The sequence below is a fragment of the Megasphaera vaginalis (ex Bordigoni et al. 2020) genome, assembly GCF_900240295.1.
Taxonomy (GTDB): domain Bacteria; phylum Bacillota; class Negativicutes; order Veillonellales; family Megasphaeraceae; genus Megasphaera; species Megasphaera vaginalis.
Genome location: NZ_OEQB01000004.1, coordinates 256,488 through 279,447 on the forward strand (window position 1 = coordinate 256,488; position 22,960 = coordinate 279,447).

At 46.3% G+C, this 22,960-nt stretch carries 22 protein-coding genes; 6 read left to right on the forward strand and 16 right to left on the reverse strand.

Features of this window, described 5'->3' with window-relative positions; all coding sequences use genetic code 11:
* Positions 1-6: 6 nt before the first annotated feature.
* The 4 genes from C0977_RS07005 to C0977_RS07020 are packed head-to-tail and all read left to right on the forward strand — an operon-like array spanning position 7 to position 6,080.
* The gene (locus tag C0977_RS07005; RefSeq protein ID WP_101912889.1) at positions 7-1,395 is read left to right on the forward strand and encodes a PLP-dependent aminotransferase family protein; all 1,389 of its coding nucleotides are present in this window, start codon (positions 7-9) and stop codon (positions 1,393-1,395) included.
* On the forward strand, positions 1,395-2,672 hold the full coding sequence (locus tag C0977_RS07010) for a metallophosphoesterase family protein (protein WP_234987597.1): 1,278 nt from the start codon (positions 1,395-1,397) through the stop codon (positions 2,670-2,672). The genes C0977_RS07005 and C0977_RS07010 overlap by 1 nt, the downstream gene beginning before the upstream one ends.
* Positions 2,669-5,647 (forward strand): AAA family ATPase, encoded by a 2,979-nt coding sequence (locus tag C0977_RS07015; protein WP_101912891.1) that lies wholly within the window; start codon positions 2,669-2,671, stop codon positions 5,645-5,647. The genes C0977_RS07010 and C0977_RS07015 overlap by 4 nt, the downstream gene beginning before the upstream one ends.
* 16 nt (positions 5,648-5,663) lie before the next feature.
* A complete protein-coding gene (locus C0977_RS07020; protein ID WP_101912892.1) occupies positions 5,664-6,080 on the forward strand; it encodes an EamA family transporter in 417 nt (138 codons plus the stop codon).
* 70 nt (positions 6,081-6,150) lie between these two features.
* On the opposite strand, the gene C0977_RS07025 is transcribed toward C0977_RS07020, so the two are convergent.
* The 16 genes from C0977_RS07025 to C0977_RS07100 form a co-directional block, all read right to left on the reverse strand.
* Positions 6,151-6,990, reverse strand: a complete 840-nt coding sequence (locus tag C0977_RS07025) for a pyridoxamine kinase (protein ID WP_101912893.1) — start codon at positions 6,988-6,990, stop codon at positions 6,151-6,153.
* Between the two features lie 28 nt (positions 6,991-7,018).
* Positions 7,019-7,132, reverse strand: a complete 114-nt coding sequence (locus C0977_RS07030) for a cysteine-rich KTR domain-containing protein (RefSeq protein ID WP_200814240.1) — start codon at positions 7,130-7,132, stop codon at positions 7,019-7,021.
* Between the two features lie 117 nt (positions 7,133-7,249).
* Entirely contained in the window at positions 7,250-9,169 is a 1,920-nt protein-coding gene (gene tet(M) / locus C0977_RS07035; RefSeq protein ID WP_101912895.1) for a tetracycline resistance ribosomal protection protein Tet(M), read from the reverse strand.
* A gap of 15 nt (positions 9,170-9,184) precedes the next feature.
* The gene (locus C0977_RS11230) at positions 9,185-9,286 is read right to left on the reverse strand and encodes a tetracycline resistance determinant leader peptide (protein WP_207719977.1); all 102 of its coding nucleotides are present in this window, start codon (positions 9,284-9,286) and stop codon (positions 9,185-9,187) included.
* 259 nt (positions 9,287-9,545) lie between these two features.
* The gene (locus C0977_RS07045) at positions 9,546-10,478 is read right to left on the reverse strand and encodes a conjugal transfer protein (protein ID WP_041250823.1); all 933 of its coding nucleotides are present in this window, start codon (positions 10,476-10,478) and stop codon (positions 9,546-9,548) included.
* Complete coding sequence (locus tag C0977_RS07050; protein WP_014262668.1) at positions 10,475-11,476, reverse strand: lysozyme family protein; 1,002 nt, start codon at positions 11,474-11,476, stop codon at positions 10,475-10,477. The genes C0977_RS07045 and C0977_RS07050 overlap by 4 nt, the downstream gene beginning before the upstream one ends.
* Positions 11,473-13,650: a CD3337/EF1877 family mobilome membrane protein gene (locus tag C0977_RS07055; RefSeq protein WP_007556404.1), complete on the reverse strand. Its 2,178-nt coding sequence runs from the start codon at positions 13,648-13,650 to the stop codon at positions 11,473-11,475. Before C0977_RS07055 ends, C0977_RS07050 begins: the two co-directional genes overlap by 4 nt.
* Before the next feature lie 2 nt (positions 13,651-13,652).
* A complete protein-coding gene (locus C0977_RS07060; RefSeq protein ID WP_002368314.1) occupies positions 13,653-16,100 on the reverse strand; it encodes an ATP-binding protein in 2,448 nt (815 codons plus the stop codon).
* A complete protein-coding gene (locus tag C0977_RS07065; protein WP_025186755.1) occupies positions 16,084-16,476 on the reverse strand; it encodes a conjugal transfer protein in 393 nt (130 codons plus the stop codon). The genes C0977_RS07060 and C0977_RS07065 overlap by 17 nt, the downstream gene beginning before the upstream one ends.
* A 13-nt stretch (positions 16,477-16,489) precedes the next feature.
* Positions 16,490-16,987, reverse strand: coding sequence for an antirestriction protein ArdA (locus C0977_RS07070; protein ID WP_002368312.1), 498 nt, complete (start codon positions 16,985-16,987; stop codon positions 16,490-16,492).
* A gap of 116 nt (positions 16,988-17,103) precedes the next feature.
* Entirely contained in the window at positions 17,104-17,325 is a 222-nt protein-coding gene (locus tag C0977_RS07075) for a hypothetical protein (protein ID WP_001009056.1), read from the reverse strand.
* Between the two features lie 42 nt (positions 17,326-17,367).
* Positions 17,368-18,558: a MobT family relaxase gene (gene mobT / locus C0977_RS07080; RefSeq protein ID WP_002368311.1), complete on the reverse strand. Its 1,191-nt coding sequence runs from the start codon at positions 18,556-18,558 to the stop codon at positions 17,368-17,370.
* 32 nt (positions 18,559-18,590) lie between these two features.
* Positions 18,591-18,746: a hypothetical protein gene (locus C0977_RS07085; protein ID WP_002390709.1), complete on the reverse strand. Its 156-nt coding sequence runs from the start codon at positions 18,744-18,746 to the stop codon at positions 18,591-18,593.
* Between the two features lie 2 nt (positions 18,747-18,748).
* Positions 18,749-20,143: an FtsK/SpoIIIE domain-containing protein gene (locus tag C0977_RS07090; protein ID WP_002368310.1), complete on the reverse strand. Its 1,395-nt coding sequence runs from the start codon at positions 20,141-20,143 to the stop codon at positions 18,749-18,751.
* 39 nt (positions 20,144-20,182) lie between these two features.
* Entirely contained in the window at positions 20,183-20,569 is a 387-nt protein-coding gene (locus C0977_RS07095; protein WP_000985040.1) for a YdcP family protein, read from the reverse strand.
* A 15-nt stretch (positions 20,570-20,584) separates the two neighbouring features.
* The gene (locus C0977_RS07100) at positions 20,585-20,899 is read right to left on the reverse strand and encodes a YdcP family protein (protein WP_000420681.1); all 315 of its coding nucleotides are present in this window, start codon (positions 20,897-20,899) and stop codon (positions 20,585-20,587) included.
* A 461-nt stretch (positions 20,900-21,360) separates the two neighbouring features.
* Here C0977_RS07100 and C0977_RS07110 point away from each other — a divergent pair, with 461 nt between their 5' ends.
* Both C0977_RS07110 and C0977_RS07115 read left to right on the forward strand, forming a co-directional pair.
* A complete protein-coding gene (locus C0977_RS07110; protein ID WP_101912896.1) occupies positions 21,361-21,837 on the forward strand; it encodes an NUDIX domain-containing protein in 477 nt (158 codons plus the stop codon).
* Positions 21,824-22,960 (forward strand): aminotransferase class I/II-fold pyridoxal phosphate-dependent enzyme (locus C0977_RS07115; RefSeq protein ID WP_101912897.1); only part of this gene is annotated, 1,137 nt, incomplete at its 3' end. The genes C0977_RS07110 and C0977_RS07115, both read left to right, overlap by 14 nt.

Below are 22,960 nucleotides of genomic sequence, written 5' to 3' on the forward strand. Positions count from 1 at the left end.
TCGGAGATGCTGCAAATTGATCGGACACGGAAAAAACCGTATTATGTACAAATTTATGAATACTACCGCAAGGAAATCGAGCAGCAGCACATGGCCGGCGGCACGAAGCTGGAATCGGTTCGTGAATTGGCGCAGGCTGTGGGCGTGAGTAAAATGATCGTGGAAAAGGCGTATTACCAGCTGGCCAGCGAAGGGTATATTCTGCGGCGCCACAAGGCGCGGTATGAAGTGGCTCTGCTGGATAAACGGGGACAGGCGGCGCTGCCGCCGCAGCAGCCGGCAAGGCGACTGCAGGCGGAGTGGCAATATGATTTCGGCAGCGGTGCAATGGATCTGAATTGCTTTCCTCTCGATACGTGGCGAAAGCATATGAATCGCGTCCTGTCTTCACCGGAGCTGCTGTCGTCCTGCCAAGACGAGCAGGGCGTCTGGACCTTGCGCGACGTACTCAGCCATTATGCGTATGCCGAACGGGGCGTCCGCGCTTCGGCCGAAAACATCATCGTCGGCGCCGGGACGGCGCCGCTGTTGGCTATTTTGACGCAGCTCCTGCGGGACGACCACGCTTCCGTCGCCGTTGAAGATCCCGGCTTTCGGCTGGGCCGCGAGATTTTTCGCAGCAGCGGCTACGGTATCGTGCCGCTGACCTTGCATCAAGGGGATTTCGATCTTTCGCCGTTGCAGGCAAGTAAGGCCCGGCTGGCTTATATCAGTCCGTCCCATCAATTTCCGACGGGATCGGTCATGCCCGTCGGTTTGCGCTATCAATTGCTCCGCTGGGCTGAAGCCAGGTCGGGACTGATCATTGAAGATGATTATGATAGCGAGCTGCGGTATTACGGCCGTCCCGTACCGGCCTTGCAGAGCCTTGACAGCGGCGGTCATGTCATCTATATGGGAGCGCTTTCCAAGGTGTTGCCTTTTTTTCTTCGCCTCAGCTATATGGTCTTGCCGCCGCAGCTCATGGCCAAATATAATGAACGGCGCTCCCTTTTTCGACAGAGCGCGTCTGTTGCCGAGCAATGCGCGCTGGCAGCGTATATCCGCAAAGGCGATTTGACGCGGCAAATCAGGCGGTTGCGGAAGGAGTATCAAGATAAGGGCGGTCTCATGCGGCGCCTGCTGCAAGCCGCTTTCGGCTCTTCGCTGCATGTGGGCAAGATCGTTTCCGGCGTATACTGCCATGTTTCGCTGCGCAGCGACTGTACGGAAGAGGAACTGCTGCGGCGGGCGGCGGCAAAGGGATGCCGTGTTTTGGCGCTGGCGCCGTTTTATGAAACGAAAGAAGAAGGAGAGAAATGTCAGTTTCTCCTTTCGTTTTCAAAGATACCGGGCGCCGACTTGCCGGCTGCCGTGGCGGCGCTTAAAGCCGCCTGGTTGGGAGAAGGAGATTGATGATGGAAAAATCGTTGCGTTTTATTCAATGCGGTGATCTGCATCTGGGAAGCCCGTTCCGGCGTCTTCCCGAACTTAGCGACCGCTGGCGTCAGATCGTCGGCAACGCGCCGCTCAAGGCTTTTCAGAAAATTGTACAGATCGCTGTCGAAAAGGATGTGCACGCCCTTTTCGTGTGCGGCGATATTTATACCGGCGCCGAGCACAATCTGGCGGCTCAGCTCGATTACGTGCGCCAGCTTCACACGTTGGCGCAGCATAAGATTGCCGTCTTTATGGTTGCGGGCAATCACGACCCCCTCAATTTGTGGAAAGCGGAAATTCCGTTTCCGCCCAATGTGCATGTTTTTTCCGCCGCTGCGCCGGAACGGGTGCCGCTGCTCGTAGACGGAGTGGAAGCGGCAGCCGTATACGGACAGAGTTACGGACAGCGGGAAGTCAGGGAAAATCTGGCGCGACGCTTCAAACGCGGCGCCGACGACAGGTATGCCATCGCGCTGCTCCATACGCAGGTTGACGGCGGTGATTCGCCGTATGCGCCGTCTTCGCTGGCTGATCTGACGGCGACGGGGATGGATTATTGGGCCTTGGGCCATGTGCATAAAGAAGCGGTGCTGCAACAGGATCCGTATGTAGTCTACGCCGGCAATCCGCAGGGGCTCGACCGGACGGAAACGGGGCCGCGAGGGTGTTATTACGTCGAAGTCGGGCCGTACGGTTCGGCGAAGCTGCAATTTATCGATACCAGCGTCGTTCGTTGGCAGGAAGCGGAGATCGCCATCGACGAGTTGTATTCTACGGCTCAGCTGCGCGAGGCCGTTCGGCATTTGAAAGAAGACTTGCGGCGGTCTTTCGGCAAACCTGTGTTCCTGAATCTGACCTTTACCGGAGTGGGACAATTGTACTCCGTCCTCAATGACGGCGACGCCGTCCGTTATTGGCTGGACGCCTGGCAAGAGGAAGAAAAGGGGAAATATGCTTTCGTCATGATCGACAGGCTTCACAATCGGACGCGGCCGCCGCTGAACAGTTCCGAACGGAGCCGGCTGCCGGATATGCTCGGTGATTATCTGCGCGCCGCCGATACGCTGTCACAATTGCCGGACGGAGAACGACTCGACAAGCTGCGGGAAATTTTAGCGCAGCGTCCGGAATTCGACAGGCTCGGCGAATATGGAAGAAATCTCGGCGATGCCCGTATTCTGGGGGCCTTTGAACGGGCGAAATGGTTGGGAATGGAACGGCTCATGGCAGGCAAGAAGGGGACGGGGCAATGAAAATAGTGCAGATGAACCTTGATGATTTCGGTATTTATCATCAAGTAGAATGGAATCCGCCGCAGCGCGGTCTGATCGTCCTCCACGGTCAGAATGAGAGCGGCAAGACGACATTGATGAAATACGTGCGGTCCATGCTTTTCGGCTATTTGCGCGGCAATTGGCGCGGTTATTTCGGACATATGGATATCTGCCGTGAAGACGGGTCGTCTTATCGAATTTACCGCAATGAAAAGGAATCTTATATTACAGACGGTGCGACTGTTTTTCACGAAGAGCCGTCCGTGTTGTGGTGGCACGGTCTCGACCGCAACGCCTATGACCAGATATTTGCCATCGGCCTTGAAGATCTGCAGGGATTCGGCATTCTCGCCAATGAAACGGTACGCAGTCATTTTTTCAGCATGGAAGGCGGTATTCGCATGAGCGTGATCCGTCGTGACCTGCTGCGTCGTATGAATGATCTTTTTGTCGCTTCACCGCAGGGAAAAAAGCCGATCAATCTCTTGCTGGCGGCGCAACAGGACATCGATAAAAAGATTGAGGCGTTGGCTTATGATGAAGAAGAATTTGCCAGGTTGCAGGCGGAAGAACGCAAGACGCACGTCGACGCCAGAACCGTTCGCGTTGCCGTAGAGGAAGCGCGGCAGCAGCTGGAGCGGATCGCGATGCCGTTGGCGGCGTGGGAAGTCTATCAGCGCGGCTGCGATGCCTGGGAGCACATGCAGTCCCTCGCCGATGTGGCGCAGTTCCCCGCCGACGGCGCACAGCGCTGGAGAGAGCTGGAAGATAAGGTGAACGAATTCGATCTGGAGATCACGGGGCTGAAACAGGGACTGCGCACGAAATCGGCGTTTCGGGAGGAATGGCACCGCTGGCTCAGCGGCAGTGAACAGATAGAAGAGCTGCACCGTCAGGCGGCGGCGTGGAGAGAAACGGCGCAGCGCGTGAACGACAGTGAGGATGCCGCCGTCGACCGCGCCTTTGCCAGCAATCGCCTGGCCGAAACGCTGCATCTCTGGTCCGGCTCGGCGACGATTCCGAAAGCGGTTGACTGGCAGCAGGCCGAGACGCTGGCACGGAAGCTGCATTCCGTCGCGCAGGAGCAGGAGAAGTGGCGGGCCGCCGAGCCGAAACCGATGGGATCGGCTCAGCCGGCAAGCAATGCGGCGGAACGGACGGCGGACGGCTGGCAGGAAACGGGACGCCATATGGAAAAGATCCGCCAGTTGCTGACCGTACGGCAGCAGACGGCGGAAAAGCTTGCGTGGTTGCAAGAGGGAATGGCCGGAACGTCGCATACGTACCTCGCCTTATCGGTTCTCTTCGTACTCGTTGCCGCCGTTTTCGGTCTTCTCATCGCGCTGGCCGCCATTGATATGCGGCTCGGCGGCTGCGGCGTTGCTGCCAGTTTGCTGTTGGCCGGTATTGCCGCCGTCTATCAGGGCAAGCGCCGAGGCCGCGTACCGCAGGAAGAACAGCGGCTGTCAGCGGCGCTCGCCGCCTGTGATCGGGAATTGAGCGGGCTGGCCGCGGCTGAAGGCATTGCCTTGCAGCCTACGGCAGCGGCCGCAGCGTGGGATGAAGCGCTGGACGATCTGCGGCGCCGGTACCTCGATTGGCATACACGGGAAAGCCGCGTTTCCTGGGAACGGGAGCAGCATGTCATGTATACGGCCTTGCAGCAGGAATGGCAAGAGCGCGGCCGGCATTGGCGCGAAGAAGCGGCCCGTCTGGATCGGGAATGGCGGGAATGGCAGCAGGGGAGCGGCTTCATTCACTTGAAACCGGCCGATTTGACTGCTGCTGCGGCGAACTGGCGGCAGTGGCAGGCATTGGCCGATGAAGAACGCCATTGGCAGGAGACGAAGGGGGCGCTGAATCAGGAACTCGTCTATTATCGCGATAACGGGGAACAACTTTTTCAACTTCTCGGCATCCGCAAGGAGTGTACGCCGGAAACGACGGAAGAACTATATCGCCAATGGCAGCAAATCCGCGTGCAGGCGGAAGTGGCCAAAGAGCAGGACCGGCAGCAGGAAGAGCGACAGGAACAAATCGACCGCTTGGAGAAGGAGAAAGAGATTCGGCGGCAGCAGATGGGGTACCTGATGGAACAAACCGGCGCCGCTACAGCAGGGGAGTTCCGCAGCAAGGTGCTGCGTTACAAGCAATTCCGTCAATACGCCGAAATTCACGAACAGTCGGAGGCCCATTTGCGGCTGATTGCCAAAAATCCGGCAGAACTGGCCGAATTGCGCCGCGAATTGAAGGTGCACGAACCGAAATTCTGGAACGAAGAATGTGCTTTTTATGAACGGAAGGCGGCGGAAGGAGAACAGAAACTGGCGGCCATTGCCGAACGGCGCGGCGTCATTGTTGAACGTCTCAGCCGCATGGCCAGGAATGACAGCGCCGCGAGATTGCTGCAGGACAAGGAAAACGGCGCCGCCGAATTGGAACGGCTTGTCGACGATTGGCTGACCGACGTATTTGCCGCCCATATACTTGAAGCGGCACAGGCTTACTACGAACGGGTCCGCCAGCCGCTGATCATCAGCCGGGCCGGCGAATACCTGGAACGGATGACACAGGGACGCTATACGCTGCAGGCGAGCTTTGACGGACATCAGCTCTTTGCCGTCGACAATACGCAGCGCCGGGTCCCGGAAAAACAATGGAGCAGCGGTCTGGGAGATCAGATCTACCTGGCTATCCGCATCAGCTTGGCAGAAGCGTTTGCCAAACAGATCGAACCGCTGCCGCTGATTCTTGACGACGTTTTTGTCCGCTTTGATGAAGTGCGTCAAAAGGAGGCCCTCTCTTTTCTGGCCGATTTGGCGGCGGAAAAACAGCTGTTTCTCTTTACCTGCTCCGCCGAAACGCAACGATTGGCACGGGATATTGCTGCCGAGCGGGCCGGCGCCGTGCATTTATTTGAAATAGAAAAGGGTACAATTAAGATAGGATCATGAGAAAGAAGGAATACTGATGACGGCATTGCTATTTGCTTTCGCTTCCGCTGTTTTCGCGGCGCTGACTGCTATTTTGGCGAAAATCGGCATGGATGGCGTCGATTCCACGACGGCCACTGCCGTTCGCACCGTAGTGGTTCTTGTCATGTCGTGGGCCATGGTGTTTATTGCCGGACACGGCAGTTCGCTGCAATCCTTTACGAGTCGGAACTGGTGGTTTCTGCTTCTTTCCGGTTTGGCGACGGGGGCTTCGTGGCTCTGCTATTTCAAAGCGTTGCAGACAGGCAGCGTAGCGCAGATTGTGGCTATCGACAAATGCAGCATCGTTTTTACGGTACTGCTGGCGGCGGTGCTCTTGGGAGAAGGTATTTCTCTGAAAACGGCGGCCGGCACGGCGCTTATCGTTCTCGGCACGTTCGTCATGATCCTGTGAGACGGGGATAAAAAAAGACCGATGAATCGAAACGGATTCATCGGTCCTTTTTCATTGGTCGGCAGGGAAATTACGGACAGAGTTTTACCAGCTCTTTCAGGCAAGGCTCTACCTGAACGCCTTCTCTGTAATCCGATTTTGCTTTGTACGTGTAACTGATGGCATGGCTGAGGAAGGTCGTAGCCGTTTTTACAGCATCGTGGAGCGTTTTGCCGCGAAGCAGCGCGCCAGTGAGGACACTGGTGAAAATATCGCCGGTACCGCAGGTGCTGAAGGGGATGCGATAAGTCTTTTCTTCATTGAAAGAAGCGGAGAGACTGTCGTAGCTGATGTTGCGAATCTCGTCGTTGGCGCCGGGAACGCTGGTGATGACGACCTGCTTCGGTCCGAGCTGCGTCAGCTGACGGCAGACGTCGGTCACTTCTTTTGTGGTCAAGACGTCGGCGGAATACGGACGGTCCAGAAGCAGACAGGCTTCGGTATAGTTCGGAGTGATAACCGTCGCCTTGCCGATCAGCTTGCGCATTTCGCCGACAAAGGCTGTGCTGAAGACGGGATACAACGCGCCGTCGTCAGCCATTGCCGGGTCGACGACAATCAACGTGTCTGTTGTGCCGAAACGCGCCGCCGCTTCGGCGACAATGGCCGTCTGGCCGCCATCAGCCAAAAAGCCGCTGTAGATGGCGTCGTACGTATAGCCGAGTTCCTGCCATTTATCCATGAACTCTTGCATATGCGGCGTGAAATCAGTAAAGGTGAAGGTGCCGTACGTCAGATTGTTGCTGAACAGCGCTGTCGGGAACGGGCAGACTTGAATACCCATGGATGAAATGACCGGCAGCGCGGCCGTCAGAGAGCAGCGGCCGAAAGAACACATATCATGTATTGCAAGGACTCGTTTTGTTGTCATGATGCAACCCTCCATTTTTTTATCTGTACTATATTTTACAGAAATTTTCCTGTCTACATTTAGGACAATAGAGAGGAAAGTTCTTCAATTCAGTATCTTCCCTTATTTTCAAACGTGTTTTATTTCCACAGATGGGACACAGTACCCACTCACAGTTTATAATAATTATCTCCTCCTTTACATTTAATTTAAATCTGTATTAAAGAATATTTCATCTCGTTTAACAAGAAGCCACATTTATATAACAATATAAAATGTGTTAAGTTATTTTATTGAACATATATCGTACTTTATCTATCCGACTATTTGGACGACGGGGCTGACAAACAGATTCACCAGTAGTAACATAGTACCCTTTTAACTCTGTTAAACAAACGCTACGTCCATTTGTAAAGAAAGTTAAATCATTACGATATTCTTGAGTACACCGAGCAGGGATTTCTCCACTAAGAATGACCTCATTATTTTTCAGTTGAGTGTCTACGATGTTCGCACAATATTTAGGAGCATCGTTATATGCTCGTGAAAGATATTCTTGTGGTGCATAAATTTTAAAACTAAGATATGGTTCTAACAATTCTGTTCCAGCTTTTTTAAAAACTTGTTCCAATACAATAGGAGCAAGCATCCGAAAATCTGCTGGGGTACTAACAGGGCTATAGTATAAGCCATACTTAAAACAGATTTTACAGTCCGTCACATTCCAACCATACAATCCTTGTTCACAGCCATAGCGTATCCCTTCCATAACTGCATTTTGAAACGATTGATTTAAGTATCCAAGAGAAACCGAGCTCTCATACTGTACTCCGCTCCCTAATGGAAGCGGTTCTACAGAAAGACCAATGGAAGCCCAGAAAGGATTCGGTGGCACTTCGATGTGAATGGTATACTCTGCTTTTTTTAACGGCCTTTCCATATAAATGACTGTAGGCTCTTTTATTTTTATCTCCACATGATACTTTTCTTGCAATAGAGCACAAGTCACTTCCATTTGTACTTTCCCTAAGAAAGAAAGTATGATTTCATGTGTCGTAGAATCCACATAATATCGTAGAAGCGGGTCACTGTCGGAGATTTCTAAAAGTGCATCAAGTAACATTTCCCTTTGTTGAGGTTTGCTCGGTTCAACAGTTGTTTGCAGCAGAGGGAGCGGATTTTCAATTCTCTCTCTCTGTGGCAATAGCTTTGTATCTCCAAGAACACTATTTAACTTCAAAAACTTATTTTGCAAAATAACAATTTCCCCGGAATAAGCCTTATCAATTTTACATAATTCACCATTTATTGAAGTATACATTTCTGTAATTTTTATTTTTTCCTTTTCCGATATTCTAACCGAATCCCGCAAATGCAGGACACCGCCATAAAGGCGTACATATGCAAGACGTTGTCTTTCTTCCGAATATTCAATTTTGAAGACATTTCCGCAAAGTTCAGACTTCTTTCTGTATGTTGATGAATAAAATTTATTTGTTATCACTTCTATAAGCTGCTCAATCCCTATATTGCTTTTTGCACTTCCGTGATAAACAGGGTACAAGGAGCAATTCTGAAATCTTCTGATTTCCTCTTGTTCGAGTTCTAATATCTCCAATGATTTCCCAAGTATATATTTCTCCAAAAGGTAATCATTTCCTTCTATTACCGTATCCCATTGTTCAGATTCCGTACAGCTCATCACACAAATATTAGGGTGCAGTTCTACTTTCTGTTTGATTATAATTTCCATAGAAAGTTTCTCTTTAATATCTTGATAAACCGTTGATAAATCAATCCCATTTTGGTCAATCTTATTGATAAAAAAGATTGTGGGAATACCCATTTTATTTAGTGCATGAAATAATATCCGAGTTTGTGCTTGTACTCCATCTCTCGCAGAAATTAGTAGGATTGCCCCATCTAAAACTGATAACGAGCGATATACTTCTGCTAAAAAATCCATATGTCCTGGAGTATCTATGATGTTTACCTTAATATCTTTCCACTGAAAAGAGGTTACTGCTGTCTGAATTGTAATTCCTCGCTGACGTTCTAAAAATGTAGTATCCGTTCTTGTTGTGCCTCTATCCACGCTTCCTGACTCCGCAATCGCTCCACTAGTATATAGTAAGCTTTCTGTCAAAGTAGTTTTTCCTGCGTCAACATGAGCTAAAACACCTATATTAATAATTTTCATGTGATTTTCCTCCATTCAAAAGCCAAAAAGGCATAAAAAATCCCAGTGACAGATACTCTTATCACTGGGAAATAAATGCACAATCATAAGCATACAGATATTTTCTGTATACTTCATAATCACATGATAAAAGTATTCTTAAACTGGGCACAAAAAACTAACCCCTCCTAAAAAGGGACATCTAATTATTTGTTCCCACTATCAAATTGACAGTTTATTTAAGAATACCTTGCCGCATATTTATTAACTCCTTTTATATACTTACATTAACATTAGCACATAAGAGTACATTTGTAAAGATATATCCGATTTTTTGTCAAAGGAGAACGTGGTTACAAAATAGCAGTTACAAATAGCTATAACCATGTACTAAAAGTTATTTTATAATCTTCCAGTTATTTCCTACCTTTTCTAGCACCAAATCAAATTGAGATACTTGCGTTGCTTTGGTCTGCTGGTCGAGATACTTTACTGCCAGTGATACCGTGACTTGATTATCCTTGCGATTATAAATAGGATTTACCAATTCTTGAAAGACATAATCTTTTCTGATCGGCTTCAAAATCCCATCATTCACGTAGTAAGAAAGTTCTTTTACGGTTGCGGTCGGGTAGAATTTAAAGAACGTTGTTAGAAACTCATTGATTTCATTGGTTGTGGTGGAATCAACCATGCCATCACTTTCTTTTATCTTTGGTGTATAATCTGATTTTTCTGGAACGCTGGTAATCGTCGGATTTTTAATAAGAACCATATTTCCATCACTGTCAACATAGACTGTCAATTCATAAGCAGAATGGACGGTCTTTATATTTTCCCCCTCTGTAATCAACTGGTCTACACTATAAGTCACATCAAACTGGTTTTCGCCATCCGCTTTTACCGTCCATATCTGAACCCCTCTTACAGAAGACGATACAGGAATATCTTTACGAACCGTATCGATATTGAGAGCTTGAAGTTCCTCTGTCAGATAGGCTTTGAGGTTTTCCATTCGATTATCAATAGATTTGTCGTTTAATTCCCATGAGTAGTAAACTTTCGCAAAGTTCTCTACAAAATTTTCTACATGATGAGTATCAACGTATTCCTTTTCTATGATAGTTGTTTCGTGAACGGTATGGGTATCAATAGCTGTAAAGTGCTTAAATATCGCAAAGCTAAAACTAAGCCCTAAAAGCACCCATAAGGCAATTACAACCTTTTTACGAGGATTGACTTTGTAGATACGAGGTTTCTTTTCCTTTGGTATCTGTTTTTCTTTATTCTGATTTTTTCTGAATTTCATCATTGAATCTTCCTTTCTCATTGTTTGATTCGTCCTGCTCTTACTAAATGCTGTTGCCAGTAGGAGCTTGTTAAGTAGGCATAGCCGATAGGGTCTCCTGCGTGAAACATTCGATTATCGCCAAGGTATATGCCAACATGAGTAATATAAGAACCAGCGTTATAGGTAGAATGAAAGAAAACTAAATCGCCGGCTTTTGCTTCGGATAGTGGGATATGTTGGGTCACATCATATTGTTGTTGTGCGGTTCGTGGTAATTTAATCCCAGCTTTGCCATACGTCCATTGTGTCAGTCCGCTACAATCAAATGAAGTAGTCGGGGAAGCTCCGCCATAGACATACTTCCAACCCTCATATTTCAGTGCTTCGTTCATGATGGCTTGTACCGTATTATCATTAAATTGAGTTGTGACAAGATACTGCGTAACAAGCTGAACATAAAACATATTGCCATAGTTATATCGCCAGCCCCCATTGATGGGTATGGCTATTGGATTGGGATAGGACACTTTTTCGCCATCTGAATATTCCTTAGAGAAACTTTGAGCCAGTTCAAAGGTATATTTGTTTCCACGATTAGCCACATACCCTAAGAAGCCACCGCCATAATTGTAGGACTGGATAACCGATTCCAAATCCACACCGAGCCTATCTCTACTGGCTAATAATTCACTGAAATACTTCACACCTTGCTTGATGGATTCTTCTGTACTCAATGAATTGGGTGGTAGACCAAGGGATTCCGAGGACTGCATAACATCTTCGGCAGTACCGCCCGATTCCACCTGTATAATAGCAAGCAGTACATTGACGTATTCTTCAATGCCATATTCTCTAGCGTATTTTTCTACCATAGGCTTATGAGCCAGCACTTCTGCGGAAACATTCACACCGCCATAGTGAATGTTTGAAAAACCGCCATCTTGTTCATCTGAAAATAAAATGGCAACAAACAGAAGTAGTGAGAAGACCATCAAGAATAGCCCAGAACCACCAATCACTAAAGCTTTCAGTTTCATGGTTTCTTACTGCCTTTCTTGATAGTGGCGGATTTTATTGGTGGTCTATTTCTAAGGTTTTGACTTTGAACTCTTTGAACAGTAGACGGACGCTCTTTTGTGACTGGACGTTGTGAAGCTCTGTCTGCTGGTGTAGTTGAAGTTGCTGGCTTTTGAACTGTTCTTTCTTGTGTAGTACGGTTTTGACGTTCCGCTTTTAAACTTGAAGAATCGGACTTAACTGCTGGACGCTCCTGTTTGGCTTGTTGAGATTCCATGCGTAAAGCCTGAACAGAAGATTGTTTTGCGGTCTGTCCATCATGAGATTGTTCTTGCTTAGTAGCTGGTCTTTCATGAACGGAAGAAGCTGGCTGTTTTTTCTGTTTGACCTGTTCCATTTCAGAGCGACGCTCTGCAATGGTTTTGCGTCTTTGTTCCTGCTGTTCCTTGCGTCCGCTGGCTCTGTCTGCTCTGGTTTGAGAAATACTGGAAGTTAGGTCACGAACATTTTCTTTTGCTTTGGATTTTCCTTGATACACTGCATATCTTGCATTGGTCGGAATATCCTTAACCTGTTCTTTGAGATTACCAGCAGAATCAACGATTTTATCTTTGGTATCAGCAACTGCTCCGATTGTTTGTCCGATACGTTTTCCAAGTGTTGATTTTTCCTGTCCGTCTGGACGGGTGTGATCTGCTTGTGTCCTACCAGAACTACCCGACTGTCCTTGTTTTCCTGTAGCACTGGCAATGGCAGAGCCAGCACCTAAAGCTGTCATGGAGCGTCCAAGTTTACGCTGTAGGCGGTGCATATGAGCGTGCATAAGCATACGAGGTTTTCTCATCACACGACTTCCCACACTTTGAGAATCGTTGCTTTGAAGCGAAAACATACTCATTAAATCGCCCAGTTTGAAGTAGATTCCTGCAAAGGTCACAATCTGTAGAAAGGCAATCAAAAAGAACGGATAACCAGCCGATAAGGTATAGAGCATGGTTGAAATACTAAAGGCTGTCGTAATAATCAGCGTGATTCCAGCTCGTGTCAAAATGGTATTAAAGAGTTTAGTAATGGCTCGTTTCGACATACCATCAAAAGATGGAATCATACTTAAAATAAAGCTCACAGGCAGAAACATAGCATAGATGATAAAAAGCACCTGCGAGAAAATCATGATTCCTGTTAGTAGGAATACGAATATAGAAATCCCGATATTGAATACAAAGAGAAAGAAGACTGTACCCAAGCGGTTAATAGTTTTTGTAATCGTCATGTTCACATTGTTTCTGTCTTCGATTTCTTCTGCTACAATTTTTTCTCTGTCTTCTCCATTATTACTGTCTGGACTGGTTGAAAGTAGACTTTCCACACGGTCAGCACCAATACTTTCAATGTCTGAACTGTTGTATTGAAGCAGTAGCCACGGTTGTTGAACCTGTATGGAAAATAGGCTGTCACGTATCAAGTCCACACTGTCCTTGCCTTGACTATCGGAATGGGGCATGACAATTTTTGTGCCAAGTGATAAGCTGGCTTGACTGATGTCTGATGAAAAATCATTGATTTTTTTAATGTAGTCGGGAGCGTAGGCAATAAAGGAAGCTGATAGGATAAATACCATGACAAAGTTCACAATGGCATGAATCGCTTTTGTAGTTTCTCTTTTTATCAGTCCTGTATAGGCAACATAAACCCCAAGAACCAAAATCAAGAGTAAGAGGAATCCAACATAGAATCCCTCTGTTGATAGTCCGCTAGGCGTAACTCCTGCAAGGGTCTGCATATTCTTGCCAATGGAATCTGCTGTAGCAGAAATGAAGTCAAGGGAATAGGCTTCTTGAACTAAGTAGCCAGTCGCATTGGAAACATAAAGACTGATTGTCCAAATAAAATTGGTAATGGCATATAAGCCATACATGACTTGTTTTCCAATTCCGTCCGACCAGTTCCACGGTAGCCAGCCCCAGCTATTATCAACATAAAAATCCAGTTGATAGTTTTCAAGTGGGTATCGGCTGTACTCATTTGCCACATTGATTGTATCATCTACCAAGCCCGCAGCTTGAACCACTGTTCCCATCATGGCTAAAAGAAAAATGGCAATCACAAGTGTGAAAGCCACTGTCATTGCCACTTTACCTAGACGCTTCAGCGTCCAGTTTGATTTTATTCTGTTTAATATTGATGGTTTCACATTTACACCTCTTTTCGCACAGGCGGTCTGGTATCAAAGGCATGGAGCAGTTCTTCAAATACAGGGTGGAACTGTATCACACCGACACGACCATATAAATCACTGATAAGGCACTGTCCATTTTCCAAATCACGCAATCGCTTCTGATTATTTTCGTCCTCTGGGTCAACGCCGAAAAAGGCAAGGGTCTTTTTAATCTCGTTAAGGTCAGTAGAGCGGAACGCAAATTTCAAACCAAGATTATTTTTCAGCTTTTCATCTAAAAGGTCATCTGTATTCTGGGTCACGAAATATACCCCAGCGTTCATAGCACGTCCAGCACGAACCAGTTTCATAGACAGTGTTTTACCTTGTGCCACCTGTAAGAAGCTCCACGCTTCGTCTAAGTCAACAATTTTAAAAATGCTTCTGTCTGTATGGATAAAGTCTAACGCAAAGGTACTAATGACAATCAGCATTGCCACCGATAGTAACTCCATTGTGGTATATTCCTCAAAGGAGGTTTCTTTATCGGGAAGTACCAAGTCGGCAACCTGTATGATGTTCAGTTGTTTTTCAAGACTGATAGACTGCTCCACATATCCATCACTAAAGAGCAGATGTGCAAAGTCATAGTCTGTAAAACTTTCGATATGGTCGGCTATGCTGGTGCTTATTTGAGTTCCCTCAACCCGTAATTCCTCAATCACTTTCAGAAGACCTCGCACTTCACTATTAGTTACAGCACGAATGGCTTTTCGTAGAACAGGGAAACGGTCAGAATCTCGTGATGAAATCCCCGTAAGGAACGTCAAAATGTCGATTGCCAGTGATTCAGAATCTTTGGGATTTTTCATAATCACGTAAGGGTCAAGTAAGCCTTTATTTTTCTCATCAGAAGTCAGATTGACAATATTAATTTCGTGAGCGATTTCTGGCAAGGTTTCTTTCCATCTGCCACGTTCCGCTTTCGGGTCAACAATCACTGCTTGTGCCCCATAAAGCACTGCATAATAGACGATAAGGTTATTCGCAAAGGATTTTCCACCGCCTAGCGAACCTACAAAGGCAGACGCTAATGCATTGGTTACTGAACCCTTAACCCCTTGACTGGCAAGAGCAGGTTTGAGGTAGACATTGCGTCCTGTATCTAAGCTATAGCCAACATAAATACCCTCATTTTCGCCAAGCATTTGAGTAGCACCGAAACCAAGTCCAGCTAAGAAATCAGAGGTTACATACTGAATATAGTCATTCATATAACGCTTGCTTGATGGTAAAAATTCTTCATGTAAGCCCAGCATATCTCCAAATGGTCGTACCAACTTGACACTTAAATCGTCATAAAAATCTTTCACTTCATTACAACGACGTTTCAATTCGTCCAAGTCATTTGCGGAAACACGCACCACATAAGAGAGCTTATACATGGATTCCTTGCTTTGGTCTAAATTATTTTCCAGCTCATTGACACTTTCCAGAGCTTCCGCCACATTAGAGCTGGTTTCGTTATCACTTTGCCATGCGTGGTTATCTAGGTCTTTTAGTTCTTTCTTTTTATTACGAACGGTGCTTAGTGCTTTACGGTTTGCCACGATTTCCACATTCATAGAAGTATCAATCGGGAATGTAAATTGCTGTTGCTGGTAGTAGAAGATTTCAGAGGACGGAAAGTCCAATTCGCCGACAATGCTGTTGATGGTAAAGTACGCCACATAGACGGTTTCGTCTTCCTGTTGAATTTTTAGGTATCGCTGTTTTTCTTCCACCAGACAACGGGTCGGTTTAATAAGGTCATAATATTTAATCAGCGTTTCATTATCCAGCTTCTTCTTTGATAGATGGTACTCATAATCTTCATAAGCTGTACCTGTCTGTCCATAAAGATGTTCAATCAGATAGCCGAAGTCGTCCTTATCCAGTCTACGGATTTTGAAACGACGAGAGATTTTATTTTCCAAGAGCTTTTCCATCTTCTGAAAACGCAGGATTTCATCATTACTCATGCTGACAAAATCGCCCATTAGCTTATGGTTCACATCATAGACAAAATCAGACAAAGCATTTTTGGCTTCAACGGTAAGACTTTTCATAGAAAACTCTTGATCGTTGAGAAGCAACTTAAAGCCGATAAAGAAGCGGTAGTCCACTTGATTTTCGCCAATCATGGATATTAAAGCGTCTGTCTGTTGGTCGATTTTGTCATAGGCAATTACTTTGAGTTTGCCAGTTACTTCCTCTTTGGAACGTTCTTGTGCAGAACGTATGCTGGATTCTGTACTGATTTGTAGAGCATGAATCTTGCCATCACGATTTTGTGCGATAAGCTGTCTGAAAGAATCATGCACTTGTATTTTCTGTTCTGGACTTAGGAATGAGTAATTGTAAGGAATAAGCTCATAATAGGCGTAACATTCGCCATCTTTATTCCAGACCAGATTATTTTCAATGTATTTAATTGGATATGCCATAAAATTCACTCCTAACTGTCGTAATGGCTTCTTGTGGCTGGTTTCTGCCAAGGGTTACTTTTTTCCCTGCATAGGTCAGCTTTGGTCGCAGTGCATAAGCAATGACAGACTTCAAAAATCCATAAGGCTTTTTACCATCAAAGGTTTTTGTAGACATAAACCATGTGAAAGCCACAGGAATTCCAAAATATTTGAGAAATGCTCCCTCAATCATGGAAAGAGGTGGCAAGTTGCCAAGTATCATAACCGCAAACAGTGACACGACAAACCACGTCATTTGCGTAAAGGTTATGGGAAACGGAAGTCTAAAATCGTTGATGGAGTACAGCACTTTCTCAACAGACCAAATACTGGTATAGCTTCGTATTTTCTTCATAGAATCAATCCTTTCAATAGACGATTTCAAAAATCCCATAATTGGTTGTGATAAAAGTTCCCGAAATTTCTAAATCACGACCATAGGATTCGTAATCAATATAGTTTTGAAGACTGGTTGGCACTTCGCCCAATACTCCAGTTTCTTCAATGTAGTAACGTGCGACATCTGCCATATCATCACAATCCGAGTGAATGATAATATCCTCTTGATGTTCGCTTAGTTCCTCAATACTTGAAAAATGAGTGAGCAGAGCAGATAGCTCGGATTGTAGTTCCTCTGGCAACTCCGATACCATTTCCCATAGGCGATTGAGTTCGCCAATAGAAGTGTATTCGTCAACCGTAAAGGGTAACTCATAATCGTGAATGGCGTATTCCTCGTATTCATCATTCAAGCCGATTTTCTCTTTGACTTCTTCAAAATCAATGGGAAAGGTAAACCAAGCACCGACTAATTCTCCTTCATTGTATTTACCTAAGTTGGCAATATAGACTTGCATATCGTCCATGTGTTCACGTCCTTTCTTTGTAGAGATTCAAAAATCCCTACCGCACTTCGTTTGGTGTACCATTCTTTTGCGGAACATAAGAAAACCACTTATATTCCACAAAATAACGGTTTAATTTAAGCACCGATAATGCGATTAAATAGCTCTAATAAAATGTCTTTTACTCCAGCAGCGTTGAACACCAAGCCCACCGCAATAATCGCAATGATGAGAAAGCCAATCAGTTTACTAAACTCACGCTTGAAGCCAAGATACAAGCCAATTACAACGATTGCTAAAAGTACCAGTGATTGAGCATTTGATAGAAACCAGTTATAAAGGTTTTGTCCAAAATTCATAAAAATGTTCTCCTTTCTGTATGCAGTGAATTTGTATTTAAGTTATTTTTTTGTCGTTATCACGTCCTGTTCTTTTACCGACTGTTGCTTTAAAATCTGCTTGTGTCGGTCTGTCAGTTTCGCATGGTCGAGAATGTCTTTCACAACCTGCGTCTGGTTAATTTCATCAAGTGTAATAGCAACCTTTAAGGTCGGGGCGACTTGATGAGATAGCCAGTTTAGTGTCCTTTGGAAAGAGTAAGGCTCTGGTTTTGTGGTTAGCTTTAATCGTTCACGATTGTTTCCAATAAACCATGCCCATTCTTCATTGAGTTTCCAATCGGAACGTGCTTTTGAATCGTCCTTATCCACAAAGCGGATATACCGATTGATAATCTTAAAAGCTGTATGCTCTGGATTATCATAGACAAGTAAATCACGTACTGCATAATAGGCACGCTCATTTTTTAGTCGGATTTCAAAACGGTTTTTAACCTCTGCGTCTTCAATGGGAATATCATTTTTCTTGTACTGCTCATAGTCCTTTTCATAGATACAGAAATAGACTTCGCTTTGTAATGAACCGATATAAAGCGTGTTTCCCATACATTCCTTTTCATCTTTGCGTACCAGTTCGCCACTGCGATAGCTCTTGAAACTGCGGAACACCGAAATACACTCTTCCTGTAGGCATTTTTCCGTCAGTGTGGGAATATTCAAAATCCCTGTTTTATCGTTGATGGCAAGGTCAAGGCGTTTCATCACGCCACCAGCCACCAAAGCGTCCATAAAGAACTCATACCAGCTTCTTTGTTGTGCTAGAAGATAGCTTTCAAATTGTCTGCACCCACGACCTTTTAATTCCACCAGAACACCTTTGTCTATCTCATGAGAGCAGAGAACGAATATATCGCCTAAGGCATAATGTTCTGAATAAGAATAAAAGCCATAGTCTTCATGAAGAAAATAGGAAAGTTTCAATTGCAATATTTCTTCAACCACATGCTGTACGTCCATTGTGGGAAAGCGAATCCTTACATAGTCAAAGAGCATTTCAAGTGGGGCATCGGGATTGAAGCGTTCCAGAGTTTCCCAAAGGGATTGTTGCAACTCGTCTGATGGCTTAACCTTGCCAGTTTCAATGTCGCTAAGATATTGCCTTGTAATGCCTGTAGCAATAGCCAGTCGGTTTTGAGATAGCCCATAAGCCAACCGTTTTTCCTTTAAATGCTGTATCAAAGTTTGTTCATTCAGTTAAATCCCTCCAATTAAAAAAGGTATGTCAACTATTGAAGCTCATTTGACATACCACGAAATTTTCTAAACTCCTTGTAACCAAAGAATTTTCTGCTATTTTTTTGACTGTTTCCTGTCGATTTGTACCCCCCTGTTAGATACGGGGGGTTAGGTGCTGGCGTGGCTATCGCCACACCAGCCAGCAAGATCAGTCCACACCTGCGACTTTCGCTTCGCACGTCGCCTGCGTGGACTGTCTGCTGTTGGTTAGTTTTTTTATTTCCTCCAAAAAGTCATGACCTTTTGGTACTAAGGGAGTGTAAAATTCTGATATGACACTTGTTCCCACATCAACATAGCCACGACCTTTGATTTGTTTTAAGAAGAAATCTTTTTGTACATCACTGCCAAACATCATGCCATAGCCCATTTCAGACATTCTTCCAAGTGCCACTCTGAAATTAAACTGGTCACGGATTCCGTCGCCTAAATATTTTGCGTCTGGACGTTGACAAGCCAGTATTAAAAAGAAGCCAGCTTGACGACCTAACATGACAATCTGTTTGAGCTTGTTTAAGACTGCGGTATTTTCTTTATTTCCCAGCATTTCCATGAAAGCCACGTATTCATCAAAGATAAGAAAGTTTGCAGGAAGTCCTAAGTAGGCATAGTTCTCGCCAGTCTTATAGTTTTCCATCTCTTTCATAGCTTCACTTCGTGCCATCATTTCATCATAGAAACGGTCAATGCAGGAGAGCATATCTTCTTTTCTGTAGTAGACATTCCCCATCACAGAGCCTAAGTCGGCAAGGTCGGCGTTCTTTGGGTCAAGAATATAGAGCTTAGAATCTGTATAAAGCAAGGCTTCAATCAGTGTCAGTATAAAGTAAGTTTTACCGCCACCTGTACCACCAGCTATGAGCATGTGAGGGAGCTTGTCATATTCCCACCATACGTTTTCCATCAAGCGTAGTTTGCCATCTTTGGCTTGGACTTCATCAATAGAAATACGACTGGCGATGGTGTCATAGAGCAGGGTATATTCCACATAAGAATCTTTTAACTCTTTATCCGTCAGCTCACAGTACAATCCGCTTTCTAATTTCTTTTCCAAGTGTAGGAGCTGGTCTTGATATTTTCCTAGCGTGATTTCCACTCGCATCTGTATTAAACCATCTTTAAGGCGATAAAATATTTTGGGAAAGTAGGTTATCTTTTCCTTAGTACGACTGGACGAATCTTTGAAGAAGCCATCTGTTTTGACCTGTTCCGATTCATACCACTTGTTTTCAAGTACCATCTTAGCCAGCTTTTGACGGTGGTACAGTTGTTTTACTGTATCATATCTATATCTTTTGAATAGAAATGCCACCAGCAAGCAGACAAGAATTGCGACACTAACACTAATAACTAAATAGGGAATGTGAATCTTGTCTACTTGTGATAGGTTAAAGTCCTGCCAGTTAATCTGCTGGATTGTCTTCACATGAAACAGTCCGATAACCAGCAGGAAAATTGGCAGTAAGGACGCTACTGTAAAATGAAAGACTAAATCCTTGTCACTTGGGCGAATCCTTTTACCACGAATGCCAAACTGTTTCATGCGGGATTTCCTCCTTTCTCTCTAGTGGAAGTAGCATGACTATTTATCCGTGGCTGGCTCTTTTTTAGGTTGTGGCTGATTTTTAAAGGTACTGGAATCTTTCGTCAATACAATATCGTCTGCCTTGATATACCAGTCAACATCTGCCCCTCGGAAGGTAGCGGTAGCGACGGTATCTGCAACTGGATTGATGATTTCCACTTTTGCGTTATAGTCAAACTCTTTCAAAGGAACACTGGCAGGAATACTCACTTGAATCATACGTCCTTGCCCTTTGGATTTTAAATCATAGGTACGTTCTTTGATTTCATCTGAAACCGTACCGTCGTCATTTTGGATTCGTACTTCACGACGGAGTGCTGAAAACTTTAATTCTCCAAATGTAGCGTCTTTATCTAATACAATGCCATTAGGTAATCTCATCATTTTTCCTCTCTTTCTTTATTCTTTTATCATGTCGTCCGCATGTAAAAGGTAATTTGTGAATCCACGAGTACCAATTTTATAGCCCTCTGCGGTAATACGTGGATTGACTAACATTACACGTTCCTCAAAGCCGAAATGTTTTTCTCCAGCTTCAGCAGGAAGCACCACCACAATATCATCTGCTCTTTGAACGTCAGAATAGAGGTTGTAGCTTCGAGATAAGACAGTTAATTGTCCGTTGATTCTTCGCTGTTCTACTTTATCCTCGCCAGCAAATTCTAAATTGCCAAATGTTTTTTCCATGTTGGGAATCACAAATTTAAGTTCCATATTTTTACCTATCCTTTCTTTTTATTGTTTGATAAATCTTGTTTGTTTGATGGTCTTAAAGGGAGGGGAGCGACCTTTTGATTCTTGATTTTCTGTTTTCATAAGTTCACTTCCTTTCAAATATTGGGTAAAAAAATAGACACCTCATTTTTTGAAGTGTCTACCTATTAAATATTCAATTTTATTGGAAGTATCTTTGTATCTTCACTTTTCAAGGATAAATCGTCGTATCAAAGCTCATTCATAAGTAGTAAATTAGTAGTAAATTGAGTGGTTTTGACCTTGATAAAGTGTGATAAGTCCAGTGTTTATGCGGATAATTAGATTTTTATACTGTTTTTAGAATAAAAAAATAAATAAAAGTAAACGGGACAGAAAGAGATGATTCTGTACTGTTACGGGATAGCGGCCGAAAAGGTGATGTGGTACAATAGCATCAACATATACGAGGGAGGGCGTCCATGGAGCAGGAGAAAAAAGGAAAAATGGGGCAGAGCGTGAAAGCGATGGTTTTTCACGGCGGGAAACTGCTGCTGCTTCAGAAAAATGACGGCCGCCGCCGCCATCACTGGGAATTTCCGGGAGGCGGACTGGAGCAGGATGAAGACTTTATCGCGGCGCTCTGGCGTGAGGTCCATGAAGAAACGGGTCTTGCCGTCGCCGTGTTGGCGCCTGTCGGGATCTGGCATTATTGCTGCGGCGGCAGCTGCCTGAACGGGGTGATTTTCGCGGCGGCGGCGGAAACGGCGGCTGTCCGCCTTTCGCATGAACATTTGCAGTATGCTTGGGTCGGGCCGCAGGAGCTCGGCGGATACAGGCTTCACGGTTCTCTCTGCCGCTCGTTGCGGCAAATGAGGGCGTTTGCCGGTGCCGGCGGCTGGCGGCAGGTGCAGCCGTTTTTGCAGGCTTTCGGAGAGGTTCGTTATGACGGAGAATAGACAGCTGCAGGCGCCTTTTGCCGAAGCCTTGGAAGACTACTGCCGCCGGCGGATGGTGCCCTTTCATACGCCGGGCCATAAGGGCGGCAGAGGCGCTTCGCCATACCAGCGCGAGCTTTTCGGCGAAGCCCTGCGTCGGGATCTGGGGTTGATGTATGCGCTGGATGATCTTTTTCAGCCGCACGGCGCGCTTCGGGAGGCTATGGCCTTGGCTGCCGAGCTGTACGGCGCCGGGCGAACCTTTTTTTCCGTCAATGGGACGACGGCCTGTATTGCCGCCATGCTGCTGGCTGTCTGCTGCGACGGCGACGAGGTCATCATCCCCCGCGAAGCGCATGGCAGCGTGTTGAACGGATTGATCCTCTGCGGCGCCGCGCCGGTCTATATGGAAAGCCGTTTTGCCGCCGCCGAGGAAGTGACGCTGGGACCGACATTGGATTCCCTGCAGCAGGCGGTGGCGGCGCATCCCCGGGCGCGGGCCGTCGTCTTTACCTATCCCACGTATGACGGGATTGCCGTCGATTTGCCCGCCATGGCGGCTTATGCGCATGACCGGGGCCTTCTTGTTCTCGTCGATGAAGCGCACGGCGCTCATCTGGCCTTCGCCGAGGCGTTGCCGCCGGCGGCCCTGGCCTGCGGCGCCGATTGCGTGGCCCAGAGTACGCACAAGCTGTTGGGGTCCGTCACGCAGACGTCGATGCTTCACTGCCGCAAGGGGTTTCCGTATACGGACCGGGTGGCGCGGGCTATGGCGCTGGTACAGTCGACAAGTCCCAATTACTGGCTGCTCGCCTCGCTGGATGAAGCGCGGCGGCAGATGGCGGCAGACGGCGGCAGACTGGTGCCGGCGGCAGTATCGCTGGCGCGGCGCGTACGCCGCGAGCTGAATGCCATCAGCGGCATTCGCTGTTTCGGACGGGAGATCTGCGCCTATGACGGCGTAGCCGCCTTTGATGAAACGAAACTGACTATCGATGTGGCCGCTCTCGGTCTTGACGGTGCGGCGGCGGAAAAAGAGCTGCGCCGGGAAGGAATTGAAGTGGAACTGACGGCGGGACATCACGTGCTGGCATTGCTGACGATCGGCGATGACGCGGCGCCGGCGGCGGCCCTGGTGCGGGCT

What these genes read in the sequence shown, in the direction of transcription:
- C0977_RS07005 (WP_101912889.1), top strand. Translation starts at nt 7, where the DNA reads ATGCTGCAAATTGATCGGACACGGAAAAAACCGTATTATGTACAAATT.
- C0977_RS07010 (WP_234987597.1), top strand. Translation starts at nt 1,395, where the DNA reads ATGATGGAAAAATCGTTGCGTTTTATTCAATGCGGTGATCTGCATCTG.
- C0977_RS07015 (WP_101912891.1), top strand. Translation starts at nt 2,669, where the DNA reads ATGAAAATAGTGCAGATGAACCTTGATGATTTCGGTATTTATCATCAA.
- C0977_RS07020 (WP_101912892.1), top strand. Translation starts at nt 5,664, where the DNA reads ATGACGGCATTGCTATTTGCTTTCGCTTCCGCTGTTTTCGCGGCGCTG.
- C0977_RS07025 (WP_101912893.1), bottom strand. Translation starts at nt 6,990, where the DNA reads ATGACAACAAAACGAGTCCTTGCAATACATGATATGTGTTCTTTCGGC.
- C0977_RS11230 (WP_207719977.1), bottom strand. Translation starts at nt 9,286, where the DNA reads ATGAAGTATACAGAAAATATCTGTATGCTTATGATTGTGCATTTATTT.
- C0977_RS07045 (WP_041250823.1), bottom strand. Translation starts at nt 10,478, where the DNA reads ATGAGAAAGGAAGATTCAATGATGAAATTCAGAAAAAATCAGAATAAA.
- C0977_RS07050 (WP_014262668.1), bottom strand. Translation starts at nt 11,476, where the DNA reads ATGAAACTGAAAGCTTTAGTGATTGGTGGTTCTGGGCTATTCTTGATG.
- C0977_RS07060 (WP_002368314.1), bottom strand. Translation starts at nt 16,100, where the DNA reads ATGGCATATCCAATTAAATACATTGAAAATAATCTGGTCTGGAATAAA.
- C0977_RS07065 (WP_025186755.1), bottom strand. Translation starts at nt 16,476, where the DNA reads ATGAAGAAAATACGAAGCTATACCAGTATTTGGTCTGTTGAGAAAGTG.
- C0977_RS07070 (WP_002368312.1), bottom strand. Translation starts at nt 16,987, where the DNA reads ATGGACGATATGCAAGTCTATATTGCCAACTTAGGTAAATACAATGAA.
- C0977_RS07075 (WP_001009056.1), bottom strand. Translation starts at nt 17,325, where the DNA reads ATGAATTTTGGACAAAACCTTTATAACTGGTTTCTATCAAATGCTCAA.
- C0977_RS07090 (WP_002368310.1), bottom strand. Translation starts at nt 20,143, where the DNA reads ATGAAACAGTTTGGCATTCGTGGTAAAAGGATTCGCCCAAGTGACAAG.
- C0977_RS07095 (WP_000985040.1), bottom strand. Translation starts at nt 20,569, where the DNA reads ATGATGAGATTACCTAATGGCATTGTATTAGATAAAGACGCTACATTT.
- C0977_RS07100 (WP_000420681.1), bottom strand. Translation starts at nt 20,899, where the DNA reads ATGGAACTTAAATTTGTGATTCCCAACATGGAAAAAACATTTGGCAAT.
- C0977_RS07110 (WP_101912896.1), top strand. Translation starts at nt 21,361, where the DNA reads ATGGAGCAGGAGAAAAAAGGAAAAATGGGGCAGAGCGTGAAAGCGATG.